Source organism: Streptomyces sp. NPDC127068 (genome assembly GCF_042724695.1).
In the GTDB taxonomy this organism is placed as follows: Bacteria; Actinomycetota; Actinomycetes; order Streptomycetales; family Streptomycetaceae; genus Streptomyces.
In genome coordinates this window covers 24,833-43,559 of the sequence record NZ_JBHXEN010000052.1, presented here as the reverse complement: position 1 = coordinate 43,559, position 18,727 = coordinate 24,833, and the positions used below count along the sequence as shown (strand labels likewise).

General features: G+C 74.6%; 16 protein-coding genes and 1 pseudogene. 11 read left to right on the top strand and 6 right to left on the bottom strand.

What is annotated here, in order from left to right:
- Window positions 1-56 precede the first annotated feature (56 nt).
- Together ACFWIA_RS27685 and ACFWIA_RS27680 are read left to right on the top strand one after the other, a co-directional pair.
- Window positions 57-1,439, top strand: coding sequence for a transcriptional regulator (locus ACFWIA_RS27685; RefSeq protein WP_387009663.1), 1,383 nt, complete (start codon window positions 57-59; stop codon window positions 1,437-1,439).
- Between the two features lie 361 nt (window positions 1,440-1,800).
- Window positions 1,801-3,585 carry a hypothetical protein gene (locus ACFWIA_RS27680; protein WP_387009661.1) on the top strand — a complete coding sequence of 595 codons (1,785 nt, stop codon included), beginning with the start codon at window positions 1,801-1,803 and terminating at the stop codon, window positions 3,583-3,585.
- A 24-nt stretch (window positions 3,586-3,609) separates the two neighbouring features.
- Here ACFWIA_RS27680 and ACFWIA_RS27675 read toward each other — a convergent pair whose 3' ends face one another.
- Window positions 3,610-4,938 (bottom strand): ABC transporter substrate-binding protein, encoded by a 1,329-nt coding sequence (locus ACFWIA_RS27675; protein WP_387009659.1) that lies wholly within the window; start codon window positions 4,936-4,938, stop codon window positions 3,610-3,612.
- A 172-nt stretch (window positions 4,939-5,110) separates the two neighbouring features.
- On the opposite strand from ACFWIA_RS27675, the gene ACFWIA_RS27670 reads away from it, so the two are divergent.
- Together ACFWIA_RS27670 and purU are read left to right on the top strand one after the other, a co-directional pair.
- Complete coding sequence (locus ACFWIA_RS27670) at window positions 5,111-5,557, top strand: hypothetical protein (RefSeq protein ID WP_387009693.1); 447 nt, start codon at window positions 5,111-5,113, stop codon at window positions 5,555-5,557.
- A 48-nt stretch (window positions 5,558-5,605) separates the two neighbouring features.
- Window positions 5,606-6,475 carry a formyltetrahydrofolate deformylase gene (purU, locus tag ACFWIA_RS27665; protein ID WP_387009657.1) on the top strand — a complete coding sequence of 290 codons (870 nt, stop codon included), beginning with the start codon at window positions 5,606-5,608 and terminating at the stop codon, window positions 6,473-6,475.
- A 38-nt stretch (window positions 6,476-6,513) separates the two neighbouring features.
- Here the strand turns inward: purU and ACFWIA_RS27660 are convergent, their stop codons facing one another.
- Both ACFWIA_RS27660 and ACFWIA_RS27655 read right to left on the bottom strand, forming a co-directional pair.
- Window positions 6,514-7,704: a zf-HC2 domain-containing protein gene (locus tag ACFWIA_RS27660; RefSeq protein WP_387009691.1), complete on the bottom strand. Its 1,191-nt coding sequence runs from the start codon at window positions 7,702-7,704 to the stop codon at window positions 6,514-6,516.
- Window positions 7,705-7,739: 35 nt separating this feature from the next.
- Entirely contained in the window at window positions 7,740-8,321 is a 582-nt protein-coding gene (locus tag ACFWIA_RS27655) for a sigma-70 family RNA polymerase sigma factor (RefSeq protein WP_387009655.1), read from the bottom strand.
- Between the two features lie 470 nt (window positions 8,322-8,791).
- Here ACFWIA_RS27655 and ACFWIA_RS27650 point away from each other — a divergent pair, with 470 nt between their 5' ends.
- The 4 genes from ACFWIA_RS27650 (at window position 8,792) to ACFWIA_RS27635 (ending at window position 12,466) form a co-directional block, all read left to right on the top strand.
- A complete protein-coding gene (locus ACFWIA_RS27650; protein ID WP_387009653.1) occupies window positions 8,792-9,166 on the top strand; it encodes an STAS domain-containing protein in 375 nt (124 codons plus the stop codon).
- A gap of 357 nt (window positions 9,167-9,523) precedes the next feature.
- Window positions 9,524-10,036, top strand: a complete 513-nt coding sequence (locus tag ACFWIA_RS27645) for an EF-hand domain-containing protein (protein WP_387009651.1) — start codon at window positions 9,524-9,526, stop codon at window positions 10,034-10,036.
- Window positions 10,037-10,605: 569 nt separating this feature from the next.
- Complete coding sequence (locus tag ACFWIA_RS27640) at window positions 10,606-11,064, top strand: ATP-binding protein (protein WP_385494051.1); 459 nt, start codon at window positions 10,606-10,608, stop codon at window positions 11,062-11,064.
- Between the two features lie 115 nt (window positions 11,065-11,179).
- Window positions 11,180-12,466, top strand: a complete 1,287-nt coding sequence (locus tag ACFWIA_RS27635; protein ID WP_387009649.1) for an MFS transporter — start codon at window positions 11,180-11,182, stop codon at window positions 12,464-12,466.
- A 45-nt stretch (window positions 12,467-12,511) separates the two neighbouring features.
- Here ACFWIA_RS27635 and ACFWIA_RS27630 read toward each other — a convergent pair whose 3' ends face one another.
- On the bottom strand, window positions 12,512-13,387 hold the full coding sequence (locus tag ACFWIA_RS27630; protein ID WP_387009647.1) for an alpha/beta fold hydrolase: 876 nt from the start codon (window positions 13,385-13,387) through the stop codon (window positions 12,512-12,514).
- A 158-nt stretch (window positions 13,388-13,545) separates the two neighbouring features.
- Complete coding sequence (locus ACFWIA_RS27625; protein ID WP_387009644.1) at window positions 13,546-14,580, bottom strand: GlxA family transcriptional regulator; 1,035 nt, start codon at window positions 14,578-14,580, stop codon at window positions 13,546-13,548.
- 53 nt (window positions 14,581-14,633) lie between these two features.
- Between ACFWIA_RS27625 and ACFWIA_RS27620 the strand changes: the two genes are divergently transcribed.
- A complete protein-coding gene (locus ACFWIA_RS27620; protein ID WP_387009642.1) occupies window positions 14,634-16,040 on the top strand; it encodes an MFS transporter in 1,407 nt (468 codons plus the stop codon).
- 103 nt (window positions 16,041-16,143) lie between these two features.
- Complete coding sequence (dapF, locus tag ACFWIA_RS27615) at window positions 16,144-17,211, top strand: diaminopimelate epimerase (RefSeq protein ID WP_387009640.1); 1,068 nt, start codon at window positions 16,144-16,146, stop codon at window positions 17,209-17,211.
- A gap of 27 nt (window positions 17,212-17,238) precedes the next feature.
- Here the strand turns inward: dapF and ACFWIA_RS27610 are convergent, their stop codons facing one another.
- Window positions 17,239-17,592 carry a YybH family protein gene (locus ACFWIA_RS27610; protein ID WP_387009638.1) on the bottom strand — a complete coding sequence of 118 codons (354 nt, stop codon included), beginning with the start codon at window positions 17,590-17,592 and terminating at the stop codon, window positions 17,239-17,241.
- Between the two features lie 62 nt (window positions 17,593-17,654).
- Here ACFWIA_RS27610 and ACFWIA_RS27605 point away from each other — a divergent pair.
- Window positions 17,655-18,626: pseudogene (locus ACFWIA_RS27605) on the top strand (helix-turn-helix transcriptional regulator); the annotation flags it as partial.
- Between the last annotated feature and the right edge of the window lie 101 nt (window positions 18,627-18,727).

Sequence of the window (18,727 nt, the reverse complement as noted above, 5' to 3'; positions counted from 1 at the left end):
CCAGACCAGACGAGGCGGCGCACTGGCTGACGCCGCAGCAACAGGGGGTTCACCTCATGGCCGCACGGCCTCTCGTCGCGCGACAGCCGAACGAACGGCTGCAAGCGCTCATCCAGGAAGCCGCCTGCTCCAATGCCGGACTGGCACGCCGCGTGAACATGTGCGGCGCGGAGCACGGACTCGACCTGCGGTACGACAAGACCTCCGTGGCCCGTTGGCTGCGCGGGCAGCAGCCGCGGGGCAGGGCGCCCGCGATCATCGCGGAGGCCCTCGGCCGCAAACTCGGCCGCACGGTCACCATCGACGAGATCGGCATGGCCAACGGCAAGAACCTCGCCTCGGGCGTCGGCCTCCAGTTCTCGCCGACCGTCCTCGGCGCCATCGAGCAGGTCTGCGAGCTGTGGCGCAGCGACGTGGGCCGCAGGGACTTCCTGTCGGGCTCGTCGGTGGCCGCGTCCGCGCTGGTGGAACCCAGCCGGGACTGGCTCATCTCCACGCCGGACGCCCAGGTCGCCCGGCAGGCGGGGCCACGGGTGGGAACCTCCGACGTGGCCGCTGTCAGAGCGATGACCCAGGCCCTCGTCGACCTCGACCACCAGTACGGCAGCGGCCACGTACGGCCCGTCGTCGTGCACTACCTCAACAGCGTGGTGTCCGGGCTGCTCGCCGGTTCCTACCGGGAAGCGGTGGGGCGGGAGTTGTTCGCCGCCGTCGCCCGACTCACCGAACTGGCGGGCTACATGGCCGTCGACACCGGACAGCCGGGACTCGCCCAGCGCTACTACATCCAGGCGCTCCGGCTCGCCCAGGGCGCGGGCGACCGCGGCTACGGCGGGTACGTCCTGGCCGCCTCCATGAGCCACCTGGCCGCCCAACTCGGCAACCCGCGCGAGATCGCCCAGCTCGCCCGGGCGGCGCAGGAGGGCGCACGCGGACGCGTCACCCCGCGCGCGGAGGCCATGTTCCACGCCGCCGAGGCCCGGGGGCACGCCCTCCTCGGGGACGCGCGCTCGGCCCAGGCGGCGTCCGGGCGGGCGGTGTCGGCGATGGAGCGCGCCGAGTCCGCCGCGGGCGACGACCCCGTCTGGATCGCCCACTTCGACGAGGCCTACCTCGCCGACGAACTGGCCCACTGCCACCGCGACCTCGGACAGTCCGAGGCCGCCGCCCGCACCGCACAGGAGGCGTTGGACAAACACCCGCCCACCCGGGCCCGCCGCCGGGCCATCGCCCTGGTGCTGCTCGCGACCGCGCAGGTGCAGCAGCGCGAGGTGGAACAGGCGTGCCACACCGGGTTGCGGGCCGTCGAACTCCTCGGCACCCTGCGCTCCCACCGCGGCAGCGAGTACCTGGAGGACTTCCACCACCGGCTCGAACCCTTCCGTGACGAGGCGGTGGTGCGGGAGTTCGGAGCCCGGTGGGAACTCCAGGCGGCCTGACGGCCGGCTGATGCAGCGCTGACGCCCCAGCCGCGCACGGCGATCGGAACGGCGCGGGACGGGTCACGGAAGCGGCCCACCGGTGTGCGCACCGGGGACCGCTTCCGTGCCCCGCCGAAGCGTCCAGTCGCAGCGCCCCGCCGAACGCGCGCCTCGCGGTGCGGCTCGGCGTCGACCGGTGGCGGGTCGCCGCGGCCGGTCAACTGCGCCCGCGCCAGGGCGAGAACGGTTTCCCCAAGGTGATTGCGATATTCCGCCCCGGTCGCCGGGGCCCGGCCCGGGCCGCTTCGCGCCCAGGTCACCCCACCCGGTAGCGTGGCCGGTCTGTTCGGAAGTTCCCTCATCCGAAGGAGACCACCCGGTGACGCAGAGCGGACAGGGCGAGGACGCGCATCCCTCCCCGGCGCGACGGCCCCACGAGGGCATCGTGCTGCCCGCCGACGGAAGCGGGCCGCTCCTGCCTCCCGGAACGACCCCGCCGGGGTCGAGCCCGGCCCCCTGGGGCGCCCCCCTCGCAGGACCGCCGCCGCCCGTCGTGGGCTGGGACACCGCGCAGCCCGCCGGCCACGGTGCGGGCCCGCTGCCCCCCGAGCACGGTGCCGGGGTTCCGCCCGCCGGCCCGGACGCCCAGGCCACGGCCATGCTGCCGCCGGTCCCGTCCGACCCGCAGGCGCCGCCCCCGTATCCGCCCGACGCCGGCCGTCCCGGCTTCCCGCCGGCCACCCCCGGGGTCTACCCGGCCACTCCCGGAGGGTTCCCGCCCACCTCCGGAGGGTTCCCGGCCGCGCCCGGAGCGTTCCCGGCCGCGGCTGCCGGCGACGCGCCCGCCACCCAGTACCTCCCGCCGGTCCCCGCGGGCCCCGGCGGACCGTCCCCCGTCGACGCCGCCCCGACCGAGCTGATCGCCCCGATCCCCGCCGCACCCGGGCCCGGGCTCGGCAGCCCCGACGCCCAGGCCACGCAGCTGATCCCGCCGGTCCCCGCGGCGCCCGGCGGCGACGCCGAGGCCACCCGGATCATCGCGCCCGTACCGGCCGCGCCCGGCGGCCACCTGGACGCCACGCAGGTCATCCCGCCCGTGCAACCGGGTGCCCTGCCGCCCGAGATACCCACCGGCACCCCGCCCCCGGGGGCCCGCGGGCCCGCCGAGGACACCCACTACCTGGGCGCCGCCCCGCCCGACGTCCACAACGCGCCCACCCAGCACCTGCCCCAGGTGCCGCCCGCCCCGACCGGCGCGCCCTACGGCATCCGCCCGGGCACGCCCGGCGAACGTCCGCCGCCGTCCGAGTTCGACGCCCTGTTCCGTGACGGGAGCCCCGGCGCGGGCCAGCCCGGACGCGCCCGGCCGCCGGGCCCCCGCGCCCCGCACCCGACACCTCCCGGACCCGGCGCCCCCCACCAGGGCGCCCCGCCGCACGGGGCCGCGCACCCGGCTGCCCCGCACCAGGGCCGGGCGGCCAACCGACGGGCCGCCCGCCCGTCGGCGAAGCGCTCCAAGGTCCCGCTCCTGGTGGCCATCGGCGTCGCCCTGGTGGTGATCGGCGTCGGCACCGGAGCCCTGATCGGCGGCGACGGCAAAGGGGACCCGTCCGGCGCCGGCACGGACGGCGCGCCCGTGTCCGCGACCGAGTCGACCGGCGGCGAACCGTCCGAGGCGGCGCCGTCCCCCTCCACCGAGGCACCCGACCGCGCCGGGGCCCAGGCCAAGGCGTTGGACGGGCTCCTCGCGGACAGCGGCGGCAGCCGCGCCACCGTCATCAGTGCCGTCGCCGACATCAACCGGTGCGAGGACCTCGACGACGCCGCCGACGACCTGCGCGAGGCGGCCCGGGAGCGGAACGACCTGGTGACCAGGTTGGGCGAACTCTCCGTCGACGCACTGCCCCGGCACGCCGAGCTGACCAGCGCCCTGAACGCGGCGTGGAAGGCGTCCGCGGAGGCCGACGAGCACTACGCGGACTGGGCCGACCGGGTCCGGGGCAAGAAGGGCTGCCGCGGCGGCAAGGCCCGCCAGACCAAGGAGGCGGGGGCGGGCAACCGGGCGAGCGGCGAGGCCACCGAGGCCAAGAAGAAGGCGTCCGGCCTGTGGAACTCCGTCGCCGCGAAGTACGACCTGACCCCCCGCCAGCCCACCCAGCTCTGACCGCCCGCCCGGGACCGCACCGGCTCAGTCCGGTGCGGGGACGCCCTCCAGCGTCTCGGCCATGCTGACGAACCCGGGGCGCGCCGCCACCAGCCGGCCGTCCCGCACGGTCTGGAAGGTGACGTTCGCATTGACCACCCGGGGGTAGTCCTTCACCGCAAGCAGGTCCTCGAACCGCCAGCTCAGCGTGGGCGTCAGCCCGCCCGTGGCGACCTTCAGACCGTCGTCGAGGGCGTTGCGCACGGCGTGCGCCGACACCTCGCGCCCCTCCAGCGACTCGATCACCTGCCGCAGCACGGTGTAGGCGATCCAGGTGGTCTGCACCCCCGCGTCCGACGGGTCGATGCGGTTGTCGTCGAAGGCGTGCTTCCCGATCACCCGGCGCATCTGGGCCCAGCGCGGGTCGGTGCTCACCGGGTACCACCCGGTGACCTGGGCGCCCTCGTACGGGCCCGACCTGCCCCCGGTGCTGTCCACGGTCGACTGGTCCACGCTGCCGAACACCGCCCCGACCCGTACCGAGGGGGAGGGGTGTGCGGCGCCGTGGATCCGCCGGAACGAGTCGAAGAACGTACGGGTGCGCTCGCCGAGGGCCGCCGCGACGCAGCCCCGTCCCCGGGGCGCCGCACCGACCTCCTCCAGGGCCTTGCGCACCTGCCGGGTGTAGTCGGTGGCCTCCTCCGCGGCCCGCACGTCGACGGTGGACTCCCGGCGGTCGGTGGGCAGGCCCGCGTCCAGCAGCAGCGGCAGCGAGTCCCCGGCGAAGGTGTCGGGCCGCACCAGCGCCACGGCGGAGCAGCGGTCGGCGAGCTGGCGTCCCATGCCCGCCACCAACGCGGGCTGACCGCCGTTCACCGGGTACGACAGCGGGCTGGTGAACTCCCCCTCGGTGACCCCGTAGCCACCGATGTACGGGATGCCCGCCATCTCCAGCGGGCTGAGGAAGGACCGCGTGTGCTGGCTGTAGGAGCCCACGACGGCGACCACGTCCTCCGCGACGGCCCGGCGGGCGCACGCGGCGGCGCCCCCGGAGTCGTTGTGGTCGTTGCAGGTGATCACCTTCAGTTCGCGGCCCGCGAGCCCGCCCTCGGCGTTCACCCAGCGGGCGTAGGCGCGGGCCATCGCCGGGACGCCCGGCAGGTTGGTGGCCCTGGTGTTCTCCGGGGCCCAGGTCATGACGGTGAGCGGGGAGTCCGATCCGTCGGAGGTGCCGGGGAGCACCCCGCAGCCCGCGGCGAGCGCGGCGCAGACGGCGAGGGCGGCGGCCCGCAGCCGGGCGGGAGCCCGCCCGGCCGCGGCGGGGGCAGGGGCGGCAGGGGTGGCAGGGGTGCGTGTGCGGCGTCGGCCGGTCATGGTTCCGCACCCTCGCCCCGCCCGGCCAACCCCGGAGTGTCGCGGGGGCAATACGGGGTGACGCGGAGGTGAATTGAGGGGGAGGCTCCCGGCCGTCCGGGGCGGGAACGTACGATCGGGAACCGTGCAAGGTACGGAGAACCCTTCCCGTCGAGGCCGCCGCTCCTCCACCATGGGCGGTATGCCGCTCAACGACATGCCGTGGTGGCGCTGGCGCAGCAACGTGCGCTCGGCGCTGCACATGCTCTCCGACCCCGCCTTCCAGCAGGAGTGCTGGCTCGCCGGGCGCACCGAGTACGGGGACGTCACCGACGCCGTGTACCGGCTGGTCGAGGACACCTGGCTGGACAACTGGTCCGCCGAGAAGTACGTGGGGACGATCTTCCGGGACGCCGAGGAGGCCGTCCTGGTGGACGCCGCGGTGCTACGGGTCCTCAAGATCATGCATCAGGTGGGGCCGGACGCGGCGGTGGCCGTGTACCTGGAGCACCCGGGCTGGCCGGAGGCCGTGCACGCCGCGCGCGAGGCCCATCTGCGGCTCGCCGTCAGCGACGGGGACGACCCGGACCAGCCGCCGCGGACCCTCGAAGTGCTGCGGATCATGACCCGGACCGGCTGAGCGGCCGGGGACGCTCCGGCGCGGGCACCGTATGGGACCCTGGACCGCATGAACGATCAGGCTCCCGCCCCCGAGCAGTACGTCCTCACCCTGTCGTGCCCCGACAAGCAGGGCATCGTGCACGCCGTCTCCAGCTACCTGTTCATGACCGGCTGCAACATCGAGGACAGTCAGCAGTTCGGTGACCACGACACCGGGCTGTTCTTCATGCGGGTGCACTTCTCGGGCGAGGCCCCGGTCACGGTCGACAAGCTGCGGGCGAGCTTCGCGGCGATCGGCGACGCCTTCCAGATGGAGTGGCAGATCAACCGGGCCGACGACCGGATGCGGGTCGTCCTCATGGTCAGCAAGTTCGGGCACTGCCTGAACGACCTGCTGTTCCGGGCGCGGACCGGGGCGCTGCCGGTGGAGATCGCGGCGGTCGTCTCCAACCACACGGACTTCGCGGAGCTGGTCGAGTCCTACGGCGTCCCGTTCCGGCACATCCCCGTCACCCGGGACACCAAGCCCGAGGCGGAGGCGGCGCTGCTGGAGCTGGTCCGCGAGCAGGGCGTGGAGCTGGTGGTGCTCGCCCGCTACATGCAGGTCCTCTCGGACGACCTGTGCAAGCAGCTCAACGGGCGGATCATCAACATCCACCACTCGTTCCTGCCGAGCTTCAAGGGCGCCAAGCCCTACCACCAGGCCCATGCCCGCGGCGTGAAGCTGATCGGCGCGACCGCGCACTACGTGACGGCGGACCTCGACGAGGGGCCCATCATCGAGCAGGAGGTCGAGCGGGTGGGGCACGGCGTCACCCCGGACCAGCTGGTCGCGATCGGGCGGGACGTGGAGTGCCAGGCGCTGGCGCGGGCCGTGAAGTGGCACGCGGAGCGGCGCATCCTGCTGAACGGCCGCCGCACGGTCGTCTTCCCGTAGGGCCCCGTCCCCCCCCGGGGACCTGCGGGCGGGGCCGCTCACAGGCGGCTCAGGGAGGCCGTGGCGGCGAGCACCTCGCGGATGGCGCGGGTGTCGCCCTCGCGGCCCGCGGCGGCCTCGTCGGGCAGGACGTGCCCGGCGACCAGCCGACAGAACTCCGTGGCGTCCAGCGCGACGTGCGCCACCTCGTGCTCGGCGGAGCCCACGGCGCCGGGCGAGTCCAGCGGGATGTGCCAGTCGCCGCCGCCCGAGCCCTCGATCTCCAGCCGCAGACTGCGTCCGGGGGCGCCCACCGTGCCCAGCCGCTCCGGTGGCGAGGCGAGTCCCGAGCGGCGCCGCTCGGCGAGCGCGCCGGGCAGGACGCGTACCCCCTGGGCGACGAGCTGCCGCAGATGGCGGGGCGCCGGCGGGGTGTACGGGTAGGTGACCGCTTCGGCGATGTCCGTGGCGTGCACCCAACACTCGAAGGCGCGGTCCAGCATCGCCTCCCGCAGCGGCAGGGTGAAGTCCCCGTACGGCACCGGGAGGCCGCCGGTGCGTCCGCCGCGGGTGGCGCCGCCCGCGGCGAACGCGGCGGTCCGCACCAGGCCGTGGCTCTGCTGCCGCCAGGGGGTGTGCACCTCGTGGTCGGGCGGGGAGCGCAGGGCGTTCCAGTACGCCTCGGTGCGGGCGGCGGGCCCGACCACCTCGCTCACCCCGGCGGCCGGGGTGGTGTCCGGTGCGGAGTCCGCCGTGTCGCGCAGGTACGTGCGCAGCGGGTCGTCCATGCCGAGGGCGGCGGCCACCAGGCCGTCGACGATCAGCAGGTGCGCGATGACCCCGGCGACCGTCGTGGTCCGGGTGCGCTGCCCGTCGTCCTGGTACCAGCGCAGGTGGACGGGGGTGTGCCAGTCCGCCTTCCCGAAGTCCTGGAGGAGTGCGTCGAGGCGGGCCGTCTCCGCGTCGTAGGGCGCGGCCCACTCGGGGACGGGGATGCGGGGCGGGCGGCGCCCGAGACAGTTGGCGAGCACCTGGGTGCGCAGCGCCGGGTCGAGGTCCAGCGGTTCGGCGGGGTGCAGCAGGACCACCGCGTCCCGCAGCCGCAGTGCCTCCACCGCGCAGGGTCCGCAGGCGCCGAGGTGGTGCTCCACGGCGGTGGTCTCCGTGGCCGAGCAGGCGTTCAGCGCCCACGCGCCGAGCAGCGACTTCAGGACCTCGTGGGTCAGCGGGCCGTCGTCGTCGACGACCACCGGTTCGGGCGGCTGCCAGCGGTCCTGGGGTGTGCTCACCGGACGCTCCCGGGTTCCGGAGGGGTGCCCGACGTGTCGTGGGCGGTGGCGAGGAGTTGCAGGCCGAGCCGGAGCCTGCGGCGGGCTTCGTCGGCGGTGACCCCGAGGTCGGCGGCGGTCGCGTGGTAGTTCCGCCGCTGGAAGTACGTCTGTTCCAGTGCGGTGCGCAGCGGCGGGGGCATCGACGCGACGATGTAGTCGGCGCGGGCCGTCGCCGAGGCGTGGCGCACCTTGCGTTCGAGTTCCGCGGTGGAGGCGGCGGCGTCCGCGGCGCCGTGGGCGAGGGCGGCCGTCTCGGTGTGCCGCAGCCGTTCGACGGCGAACCGGTGGGTGAGCGCGGCGACCCAGGTGCGCAGCGGTCCCTGTTTCGGGTCGTAGGAGCCGGGGTGCTCCCAGACGTGGGCGAAGACCTCCCGGGTGATCCGGTCGGCGCCCGCCTCGTCGCCGAGCACCCGGTGGGCGAGTTGGTGCACCAGGGCCGCGAACCGGTCGTAGAGTTCGCCGAGCGCGGCGGCCTCGCCGCGGGCGAGCCGCTGTTGCATCTTCCGGTCCCAGCGGGGTGGAGCGTCCTTCGCCATTCGGCCCCCTCACTACGGTCCCGCGGTGCGTCCCGACCTGTCCCGGAAGGCGCGAAGTCCGCGCTCCGTACCCTCGAATGTAGTCGTCCCGGGCGGTCGCGTACGTCCCTTTGCCCTATGAGATTTCCTGTAAATCCGCAGATGGCGACCGGGTGTGGACGGATTTTCGGCCCAAGTGGCGTAAGGGGAACGGGCATGGAAAACACGTGTCCGAATGTGATCGTGACAGCGCGAATACTTCTCTTCACGATTCTCCATACCCGTGTTTCACGACGGTTGTTCCGGGCAGTCGGCCGAGGAAGCGTAAGAACCGCTTCCGGATGGTTGCGCGGCGTGCGGTCACGGCCCGGCGAGTGCGGGTGGTGGGCGCGCGGTGCGCGGGCGGTGCGGTGGACGGTGCGGCGGAGGGCAAGGGCAACGGCGGAGGATTCCGGACGGATTCGTCGGTTCGGCGGACGAAGGGCTGGGGCGTGGCGTTCAGGGTGACCGAGGACGAGTGCGGGGAGTGGACCGTGCTGCGGGTCTCGGGCGAGTTGGACTTGATGACGTCGCCGGTACTGCGGCAGCACGTGCGGGACGTCGTGGCACAGGGACGGCACGGCCTCGTGCTCGACCTGTCCGAGGTGTTCTTCTGCGACTCCAGCGGGGTCGGGGTGCTCATCGCGACGCGGCGTCTGATCCGTTCGTGCCGCGGGCGGTTGCGGCTGACGCTGCCCGCGCAGGGCGCGGTGGAGGGCTCGCACGTGAACCGGGTGCTCGCCGCGCTCGGGGTGCGTCGGCTCTTCGACGTGTACCCGGACGTGGAGAGCGCGGTGCGCGAGCAGGAGCAACCCCTCTCGGCGTAGGCGGTCGGCCGTCGTGGCCGGCCGCCGTCGCGGTGCGCCCCGCGCGGCCCGTGCGCTCCGCGGCCCCTGTGCGGGCCTGTGTGGCCCATGTGGCGTGTGTGCGTCCCGGGCGGCCCGGTGCGGCTTCCGTGCGGCCCGGCGCGTCCCCGTACGGGCCGGTGGCGGGTCCGCGCACTCCCGCCGACTCCCGTGCTGCCCCGCCCCGCGCGCGGACGGGTCGGCGGGCGTTCGGGTTCCCCGTGTTCACGTGGTGGTTGCGGCAAGAGCGACCGGTTCCCCGCCCGCCGGAGCCCGCGAGGACGTACGCTCCCGATCGGAAGCAACCGGAACCCGTAACGTGAGGCGGTCCGAGAACACATGGTCAGCACCGAGAGCGAGCGCAGGGTCGCCGCCCGTTTCGCCACCTTCGACCAGGACGGCAACGGCTACATCGACCGCGCCGACTTCAGCTCCGCGGCGAAGACGCTGCTCACCGAGTTCGGCACCACGGCCCGCTGCGACAAGGGCCAGGCCCTGTACAACGGGGCCGAGGCGTTCTGGCAGGGCATGGCCGGGATCGCCGACCGCGACGGCGACCAGCGCATCACCCGCGACGAGTTCGTGCACGGGGCGGTGAAGCGGCTGCGGGACAACCCCGACCGGTTCGCCGAGATCGCCCGCCCGTTCCTCCAGGCCGCGCTGGCGGTGGCGGACGCCGACGCGGACGGGGCGGCCACCGTCCAGGAGACCGCACGGGTGCTGCGCTGCCTCGGCATCGCCGGGGACGCGGCGGACTCCGTCGCCGCCGCGCTCGACGGCGACCGGGACGGCCGGGTGACCGAGTCCGAGGTCGTCACCGCCTTCGCCCGGTACTTCACCGTCCCCGAGTAGCCGTCGTACGCGACGTCATCGCGCCGCGCCCCGGCCGGACTTCCCGTCGGACCTCCTCATCGGACGTCCGGCGGGCGTTCGGCCGGGGCGTTCGTGCTCCGTCGCCGGCCACGGCCACCCCGGGTGCTGACGCTGCGTGTTGGGGGTGCCCGGAGTCGGACCCGGGTACGTCACTCAGCGTCGATGGTGTGGGGTGGGGTGCGGCGGGTTTACCGGGTTGTGTCCTTCACGTGACTCGTCACAGTGCGGTGTGAACCGGTCACTCCGGTACCTTGTGAGGGATGCGAGTGGAGCTGAGGCCGAGCCATGCCGGTGTTGCCCCTGGGGCGGCTCCGTGGCTGGTGGCATGCCCCGTCGCTCGTACAAAAAGCGGTCTGACGCCCGCTTGTTCGACCCCCCGCGGTGAGCGTCGCACAGTATGCCGCACGGGTACTCCTTCGCGCTGGAATATGCCCGAAGCGCTTGTTGGGGTGACTGAACGTCAACCATGCTGTCTCGCAAGGGAATCACGTTCCGTGACTCTTGGGAGGCGCGAGGCGATGTGTCCGCCGGTTCGGATGGTGTGAGCGGTGCAGGTGCTTCAGGTTCAACTGGAAGTGCGGCCAGACCCCGCGGAGGTGGGGCGGGCCCGGAGGTGGGCGCGGTCCCGGCTCGCCGGTTCCGGTATAGCCGCGGACGAGCCGGTGGCGGAGACCCTGATCCTGTTGGTGTCGGAACTCGTCACCAATGCGGTCGTGCACGCCGGGTGCCCCGCCGTCCTGCGGCTGTTGTTGTCGTCGGGACGTGCCGAGACCGCCCCCCTGACGGTACGGGTGGAGGTCGCGGACTCCTGTGCGCGCCCGCCGCGCCCGCGCCGCGCGGACGGCGAGGAGACCGGCGGACGGGGCCTCGAACTCGTCGACGGGCTCGCTGACCGGTGGGGCTGGCAGCAGGAGGGGTCCGGCAAGCGGATCTGGTGTGAGGTCGACCGCTGCGACACCCCCGCCCCCGCGCCCGGCGGCTACGGCTGCGCCTACGAGGCCGTCTGAGCCCCGCGACCCGTTGCGGCCTCCCGGGACGACCCCGGGAGGCCGGGGTGCCGCATCCGAAAAGTTGTCCACAGGGTGGGGGTAACCCGCCGGCGGGGTTCGCTAGCTTCGGGGCATGAGCTATCGCGAGGTCCTCTCCGCCCGGATCGGCGTGTGGGCCGTGGTGGCCGTGGCCGCGCGACTGCCCGTCGCCATGGCCCCGCTGGCCTTCGTCTTCCTGGTCCGCGAACGCCCCGGCGGCTACCCCCTCGGGGCGGTGCTCGCCGCCGTCTACGTGATCGGTGAGATCGTCGGCGCCCCCCTGCTCGGCATGCGGCTGCGCCCCGAGCGGGCCCGGCCGCACCTCGCCGCCGGGCTGGTCGTCGGCGGACTCGCCTTCACCGCGGTCGGTCTGCTGCCCGACGCGCACCCCCTGCCGCTCGGCCTGCTGGCCTTCGTCGCCGGCGCGGCCCCGGCCGCCGCCCCGGGCGGACTGCGCTCCCTGCTCACCGCCCTGGTCCCGGACCGCGCCGCCACCCAGGCGCTGTCCGTCGAGTCGATGCTCACCGCCGGCATCTGGGCGCTGTCCCCGGCCGCCGTCGCCGGACTCGCGCTCGGGGTGTCCCCCGGGGTGCCGATGCTGCTCGCCGGGGGGCTGATGACGGTGTCCGCGGCCGGACTGCGGCTGTTGCCGCCCGGCTGGGCCACCGACCCGGCCGACCGGGACGGCGAGCCGATGTTCCGGCTCATGCTGCGGGCCTGGCCGGTGTACGTGATGGGTGCGGCGGGCCTCGCCCCGCTCGCCCTGGCCGAGTTGGTGCTCCCCGCACTGCTGGAGCACCGGGGCATCGGGGTCGGCTGGTCGGGTCCGCTGCTGGCCGGGCTGTCCCTGGGGTCCGCCGTGGGCGCTTACGTCTACGGGCTGCGGAACTGGCCGGGCCGGCTGCACCTCCAGGGGCTCGTCCTGCTGTGCGGGTTGCTGGTCTGCACGGTCACCGTCGCGCTGGTCCCGCACCCGGTCGCCCTGGCCGCCGCGTTGGCCTGCGGCGGCTTCCTCCAGTCCAGCGCGATGCTGGTGCGGAACCTGTCGCTGCGGGAGGTCCTGCCGCCGAGCGCGGTGGCCGCGGGGTACTCGGTGATGTACGCGGCGGTGGGCGCCGGGTACGCGGCGACGGGGTCCCTGGCGGGTGCGCTGCTGGAGGTCACCACCCCCTCCGGGGCGGTACTCGGCGGGGTCGCGCTGCTCGCCGCCTTGATCGTGGTGGCCGCGGTGGGGGAGCGGCGCACCCGCCCGGCACCCCGGCCCGCCGGCGGACCGGCCCGCAGCGGCGGCAACCGGCCCCCGCCCGGACCCCGGTCGACCGCCGTGCGCGGCGCGGGCGACCCCGAAGAGCGGCCGAAGAGCACCCGTGGACGCCCGTAGGGGCCCGGGTGTGCGTACCGGGCCCCTCGACGGACGCCGCCCCGGCTACTTCGTGGTGCCGACCGTGGCGTGGGCGGCCTTGCGGATCTGGTCGGCCACCAGGTCCGGGTGCGACATCATCGCCACGTGCGAGGAGTCGACCTCGACGGTGTGCGACCCGGCCCGCTTCGCCTCGAAGCGCTCCAGGTCCGGTGCGATGGCCTTGTCGTTCTTCGCGACGATGAACCAGGACGGGATCGTCTTCCACGCGGCGGCCGTCGCGTCATGCCCGAACCCGGCCTGGGCGACGGGCCGTTGTTCGACCGCCATCACCCGGGTCTGCGCCTCGGGCAGGTCCGCGGCGAACACGGCGTGGAACTTGTCGTCCTGGATGTACAGGTCCGTGCCGCTGGTCGTCCCGTCCGTGTACGGGACGGGCCGCAGCGCGGTGCCCAGGTCGCTCCCCGTGAACTTCATGGACAGCTCCGCCGGGTTCTCCCCCACGTCCGGCATGAACGCCGACACGTACACCAGCGCCTTCACGTTCTCGTTCCCGGCGGCGGCCTGACTGATCACCGCGCCGCCGTAGGAGTGGCCGGCCAGCACGATCGGTCCCTCGATGCTCTTGAGGACCGAGGCCACGTAAGCGGCGTCGCCGATCACCCCGCGCAGCAGGTTCGGCGGGGCGACGACCGGGTAGCCGCGCCGCTGGAGCCGCTCCACGACGGCGTTCCAGCCGGAGGCGTCCGCGAACGCGCCGTGGACCAGGACCACCGTCGGCTTCACGCCCTGCCCCACCGGTTCGGGATTGTCGGCGCCGGACGGGTCGCCACCGGCCAGGGCCGGAGTGGTGAGGAACACGGCCGCCGTCAGCGACAGGGTCAGCGCGGTCGCCCGGCCTATGCGGCGGCGCGCGGGGGAGGGGGGAGGTGACACAGCCATGGGGGTCTCTCTTCCGTTCGGCGGGGAGGCTGTCGCCCCAGCGTCGACCCGGCCGTGCGGTGCCCGCCTCCCCAGCGGGGCGGGTGGGTGAACACCCGCGTCCGCCCGGGTGATGCCCGTACCGCGGGGAGCCAGGGGCGCGCGGGCCAACCGCCGTGTCAGGGACCCGTGTTCCGGATGCGGAAGGTGCGCCGGTACGCGGTGGGGGTGACGCCCAGGGCCGTCTGGAGGTGCTGGCGCATCGACTGGGCGCTGCCGAACCCCGACGCGTCGGCCACCTGGTCGATGCTCAGGTCGCTGGACTCCAACAGGTGGCGGGCGCGCTGCACCCGCTGCTGGACGAGCCACTGCCCCGGGCTGATCCCGACCTCCTCGCGGAACCGGCGGGTGAAGGTGCGCACCGACATGGACTCCCGGTCGGCCAGGTCCCGCAGCGGGAGCGGTCGGTGGAGCCGGGTCAGCGCCCAGGACCGGGCCGCGGCGGTCGTCGACAGCGCCGGCTCGGGCACCGGGCGCTCCACGTACTGGGCCTGCCCGCCGTCGCGGTGCGGGGGGACGACCGTGCGGCGGGCCACGTCGTTGGCGACGGCCGCGCCGTGGTCCCGGCGGACCAGGTGCAGGCACAGGTCGATCCCGGCGGCGACCCCGGCGGAGGTGAGGACGTCGCCGTCGTCGATGAACAGCACGTCGGGGTCGACGCGGACCCGGGGGAACAGGTGCTGGAAGTGTTCGGCGTGGGACCAGTGGGTGGTGGCGGGGCGACCGTCCAGCCAGCCGGCCGCGGCCAGCACGTAGCCGCCGGTGCAGATCGACACCAGTCGGGTGCCGGGACGTATCCGGGCGAGCGCGGCGGCCAGCGCCTCGGTGAGCACCCCGCGTTCGTACACCGGGCCCAACTCGTACGAGGCGGGGACCACGACCGTGTCTGCGGTGGCCAGCGCCTCGGGGCCGTTCTCCACCAGGATCGAGAAGTCGGCCTCCGCGCGGACCGGGCCCGGCGGCCGGACCGAACAGGTGACGACCTCGTACGGGAGGTGCCCCTCGGCGGTCCGGGCCCGCCCGAGGATGCGCTGCGGGATGCCCAACTCGAAGGGCAGCACCCCGTCCAGGGCGAGTACGACGACCCGGTGCCGGGGCCGGGGCGGCGGGTCGGACGGGTCGGGCGGGGGCGGGGGGAGCGCGGCGACGGCCATGGCCCGATCCTAGTGAACGCTGTCCTTCGGGCCACTCGTTCGGCGGACCGCGGATGCGCCAGCCTGACCGGGTGACCCACACCGCGTCCTCACCGGCCGAACGGACCCCCGACCACGACGGACCGTCCGCCCCCAAGAACCCCGGGAGCCCAGGGAGCCCAGGGAGCCCCCGCCCCGGCCCCGGCGCCGGGCGCCGCCGCGTCCACCGGGCGTGGTTCGTCGCCGCCGTCGCCTTCGTGACGATCATCGGCGCGGCGGCGTTCCGGTCGCTGCCGGGCCTGCTGTTCGACCCGTTGGAGGCCGAGTTCGGCTGGTCCCGCGGCACGGTCGGCCTCGCGGTCTCCGTGAACCTCGCCCTGTACGGGCTGACGGCCCCCTTCGCGGCGGCCCTCATGGACCGGTTCGGCATCCGACGGGTGGTCGCCGTCGCCCTCGCGGTGATCGGGGTCGGCGCGGGCGCCACCGTGTGGATGACCGAACCCTGGCAGCTGATCGTCGGCTGGGGCCTGCTGGCGGGGCTCGGCGCGGGCGCCATGGCGCTGGCGTTCGTGGCCACCGTCGTCAACCGCTGGTTCACCGAGCGCCGGGGGCTGGTGACCGGCGTCCTCACCGCCGCCGCCGCGTCCGGACAGCTGGTCTTCCTGCCGTTGCTGTCCTGGATCGTGGAACACCACGCCTGGCGCCCGGCCGCGGCGACGGTGTCCCTGGCGGCCTTCGCGGTGGTGCCGTTCGTCTGGCTGCTGCTGCGCGACCACCCCGCCGACGTGGGCGTCGCCCCGTACGGGTCCACCGCCTTCGTACCGAAGCCGCCGCCCGTGCCCGGCGCCGCCCGGCGCGCGGTGGCGGCCCTGCTGTCGGCGGCCCGCACCGGACCGTTCTGGCTGCTCGCCGGGTCCTTCGCGATCTGCGGGGCGTCCACCAACGGGCTGATCCAGACGCACTTCGTGCCGGCGGCCCACGACCACGGCATGCCGATCACGACCGCCGCCTCGCTGCTCGCCCTCGTCGGGATCTTCGACGTGATCGGGACGATCGCCTCCGGTTGGCTCACCGACCGCTACGAGGCCCGCCGGCTGCTCGCCGTGTACTACGCCCTACGGGGCCTGTCGCTGCTGCTCCTGCCGATGCTGATGGCGCCCTCGGTGCGCCCGCCGATGCTGTTCTTCATCGTCTTCTACGGCCTGGACTGGGTCGCCACGGTCCCGCCGACCATCGCCCTGTGCCGGGAGCACTACGGGGAGGACAGCGCGATCGTGTTCGGTTGGGTGCTCGCCTCGCACCAGCTGGGCGCGGCCCTGGTCGCCTTCTTCGGCGGGGTCGCCCGGGACGTGTTCGGTTCGTACGACGTGGTCTGGTACGCCTCGGGGGCGCTGTGCGCGATGGCGACGCTGATGGTGTTGGTGATCCGGCGGGTGCCGGCCGCTGCGGGGCCCGCCGGCGTACCGGCGGCACGGCCCTAGACTTGCGGGCACGGGGTGGTGCGGGTCGGGCCCGAGCGCCGGACGGGGCGGGGCGTGCGCCGCCGCCCCCGCACCACGGCTCACGGACGAGGAACGGAACACCATGGCTCTGTCGATCACCAAGACGCACGGCAGTCTCAATGACATCCTCGTCATCGACGGCGCCCCCACGGACCACTTCGCGCCGGCCGACGTCGAGCGGGCGGTGCGGCTGCTCTGCGACCGGGACCGGGGCCTGGGTGCGGACGGCGTCTACTTCATCGCCGACGACGGCGACGGCACCGCGCGGGCGTACTTCTACAACCCCGACGGCTCCGCTTCCCTGCTGTGCGGCAACGGCATGCGCGGTGCGGGCCGGCTGCTGCTGGACCGGCACCAGGCCGAGTCGGTGGTGCTGCACACCGGCCCGTACGCGTTCACGGTCCGGGCGGCCGGGACCACCGAGCACGGGGTGCGGCGGGTGTCGGTGGAGCTTCCGCCGGTGGACTTCGCCCCGGCGCAGCCCATCGTGGCCGGCGCCGACGGGCCCTTCGTGGACGGGGCGCTGCCCGCGTACCACCCGGCCCGTCGCGTCTCGGCGGTCGCCGTGCCGAACTCCCACCTGATCACCGTGCTCGGCGGCCAGGACGCCCCCCAGGCCCGGGACGCCCGCGATGCCCGCGACGCTTACGACGCCTACGACGAGGCCGAGCTGATCGCGACGGGCACCCGGGTCGCCGAGGCCGCGGACGCCTTCCCGATCGGCGCCAACGTGTCGTTCGTGCGGCCCCTGACCGCCACCGAGGTGTTCGTACGGACGTTCGAGCGCGGGGCGGGGCTCACCCCCTCGTGCGGTTCGGGCGTCGCTGCCTCCCGGGCGGTGCTGTCCCGGCTCGGCCTGGTCGACCCCGAGCAGCCGGTCGTCGTCCGCAACCCGGGCGGCGTGGCCCGCAGCTGGATGCAGGTCGACGGCGACCGCTGGCAGCCGGTGCTGGAGGGCAACGCCACGAACGTGTACGCCACCGAACTCGATCCGGCGGTGCTGCTCGGCGACGGGCCCGTCCGGGTGGACGGCACGCCCTTCGCGGACGAGCTGCACGCCTTCGCCGCGTTCAACGCGGAGAACCTCGCGGAGCTGAAGGAAGCGGGCGTCGAGACCACGCTGCACGCCCCGTCCCCCGCGGACCGCTAGGGACGGGAGCGCGCCGCAGCGGCTGCGTCACGGTGCGAGTGCCGGTTGGTCCGCGGCCCACAGCCACGAGCCGTCCGGCTGACGCCGCGCGACCTCCACGGACACGTCCCCGTTGCTCTGCGTGGCCGCGGTGAGCGCCAGGTCGCCGGTCACCAGCGCCGGGTGCTGCCGGCCCGGGGTGAGCACCGGCGCGACGGCGACGAACTGCTCGAACACCGCACGGATCTCCGCGTGTCCGGTGCTGAGGCTGCCCGGCGGGAACGCCAGCACGGCGTCCGGCTCGTACAGTGCCACCAGCCCGTCCACGTCGCCCGCGTTGGCGCGCTCGATGAAGTACCTGCCCAGATCGTTCGGCTCGGTGGCCGTTTCCTTGTTGGTCATGTGGAGGAGCCTCGCAAGGAATGTGCGACACCTCCTGTCACGTATTCCTTCGGAGTTCTCCCGTGCGCGCTGACCGCCTGGTGTCCCTGGTGCTGCTGCTGCGGCAGCACGGTCGACTGTCCGCGACCGCGCTGGCCCGTGAGTTGGAGGTGTCCACCCGCACCGTGCTGCGGGACATCGACGCGCTGTCCGCGGCCGGCGTCCCGGTCTACGCCGAACGCGGTCGGCACGGCGGCTTCGCCCTGCTGCCCGGTTTCCAGACCGAGTTGACGGGGCTGAACCACGACGAGGCGTTGGCCCTGGTGGTCGCCGGATCACGGCGCGGCGCCCAGGTGTTCGGACTCGGCACGGCGCTCGCCTCGGCCATGCGCAAGGTGGTGGACGCGCTGCCGGAGAGCTATCGGGCCACCGCGGCCGGCGCGGCCCGACGGCTGCTCGTCGACCCGGAGACCGACCTCCTCGCGCGTCGACGGGTCACCGAGGAGGTGCCGGACGCCGTCCTGAGCGAGGTCCGGCGCGCGGTGTTCGCCGGGCACCGGCTGCGCCTCCACTACGCGGCCGTGGACCGGGACCCGACCTGGCGCACGGTGGACCCGATCGGACTGGTCACCGTGCGCGAACAGGGCTATCTGCTGGCCACCCGGGCCGGTGCGGACCGCACCTACCGGCTGTCCCGGGTGCTGGCCGCCGAGGAACTGGCCGAGCCGGCCCAGCGACCGGACCGGGTCGATCTGGACCGGGCCTGGCAGGAGCGCAGCGCCCGGTTCCGGACCGGCGGCGACCAGGTCGCCGTGCTGCTGCGGACGGACCCGGCGCGGCGGGCGGAGCTGGTGGGCACCGCGCTGGCCGTCCTCGCCGAGGAGGTCGACCCGGACGGCCGGCTGCGGCTGGAGGTGACCTTCCAGGACGCCCGGCACGCCGAGTGGGCGCTGTGGCGGCTCGGTGCGGACGGGGAGGCGCTGGCCCCGCAGTGGTTGCGGGACTCCCTGCGCGAGCAGGCCGCCGCGATCGCCGCCCGCTACGGGGCGCCGTCCCGGAACGGTGGTGCCCCCGGGTGCCGGCCGTGGGGGGCGGGGGGAGCGCGGGGCTCGCGGGCGCGGGGGGGGGCACCCCCCACCGCGGCGACGCGCCCCGG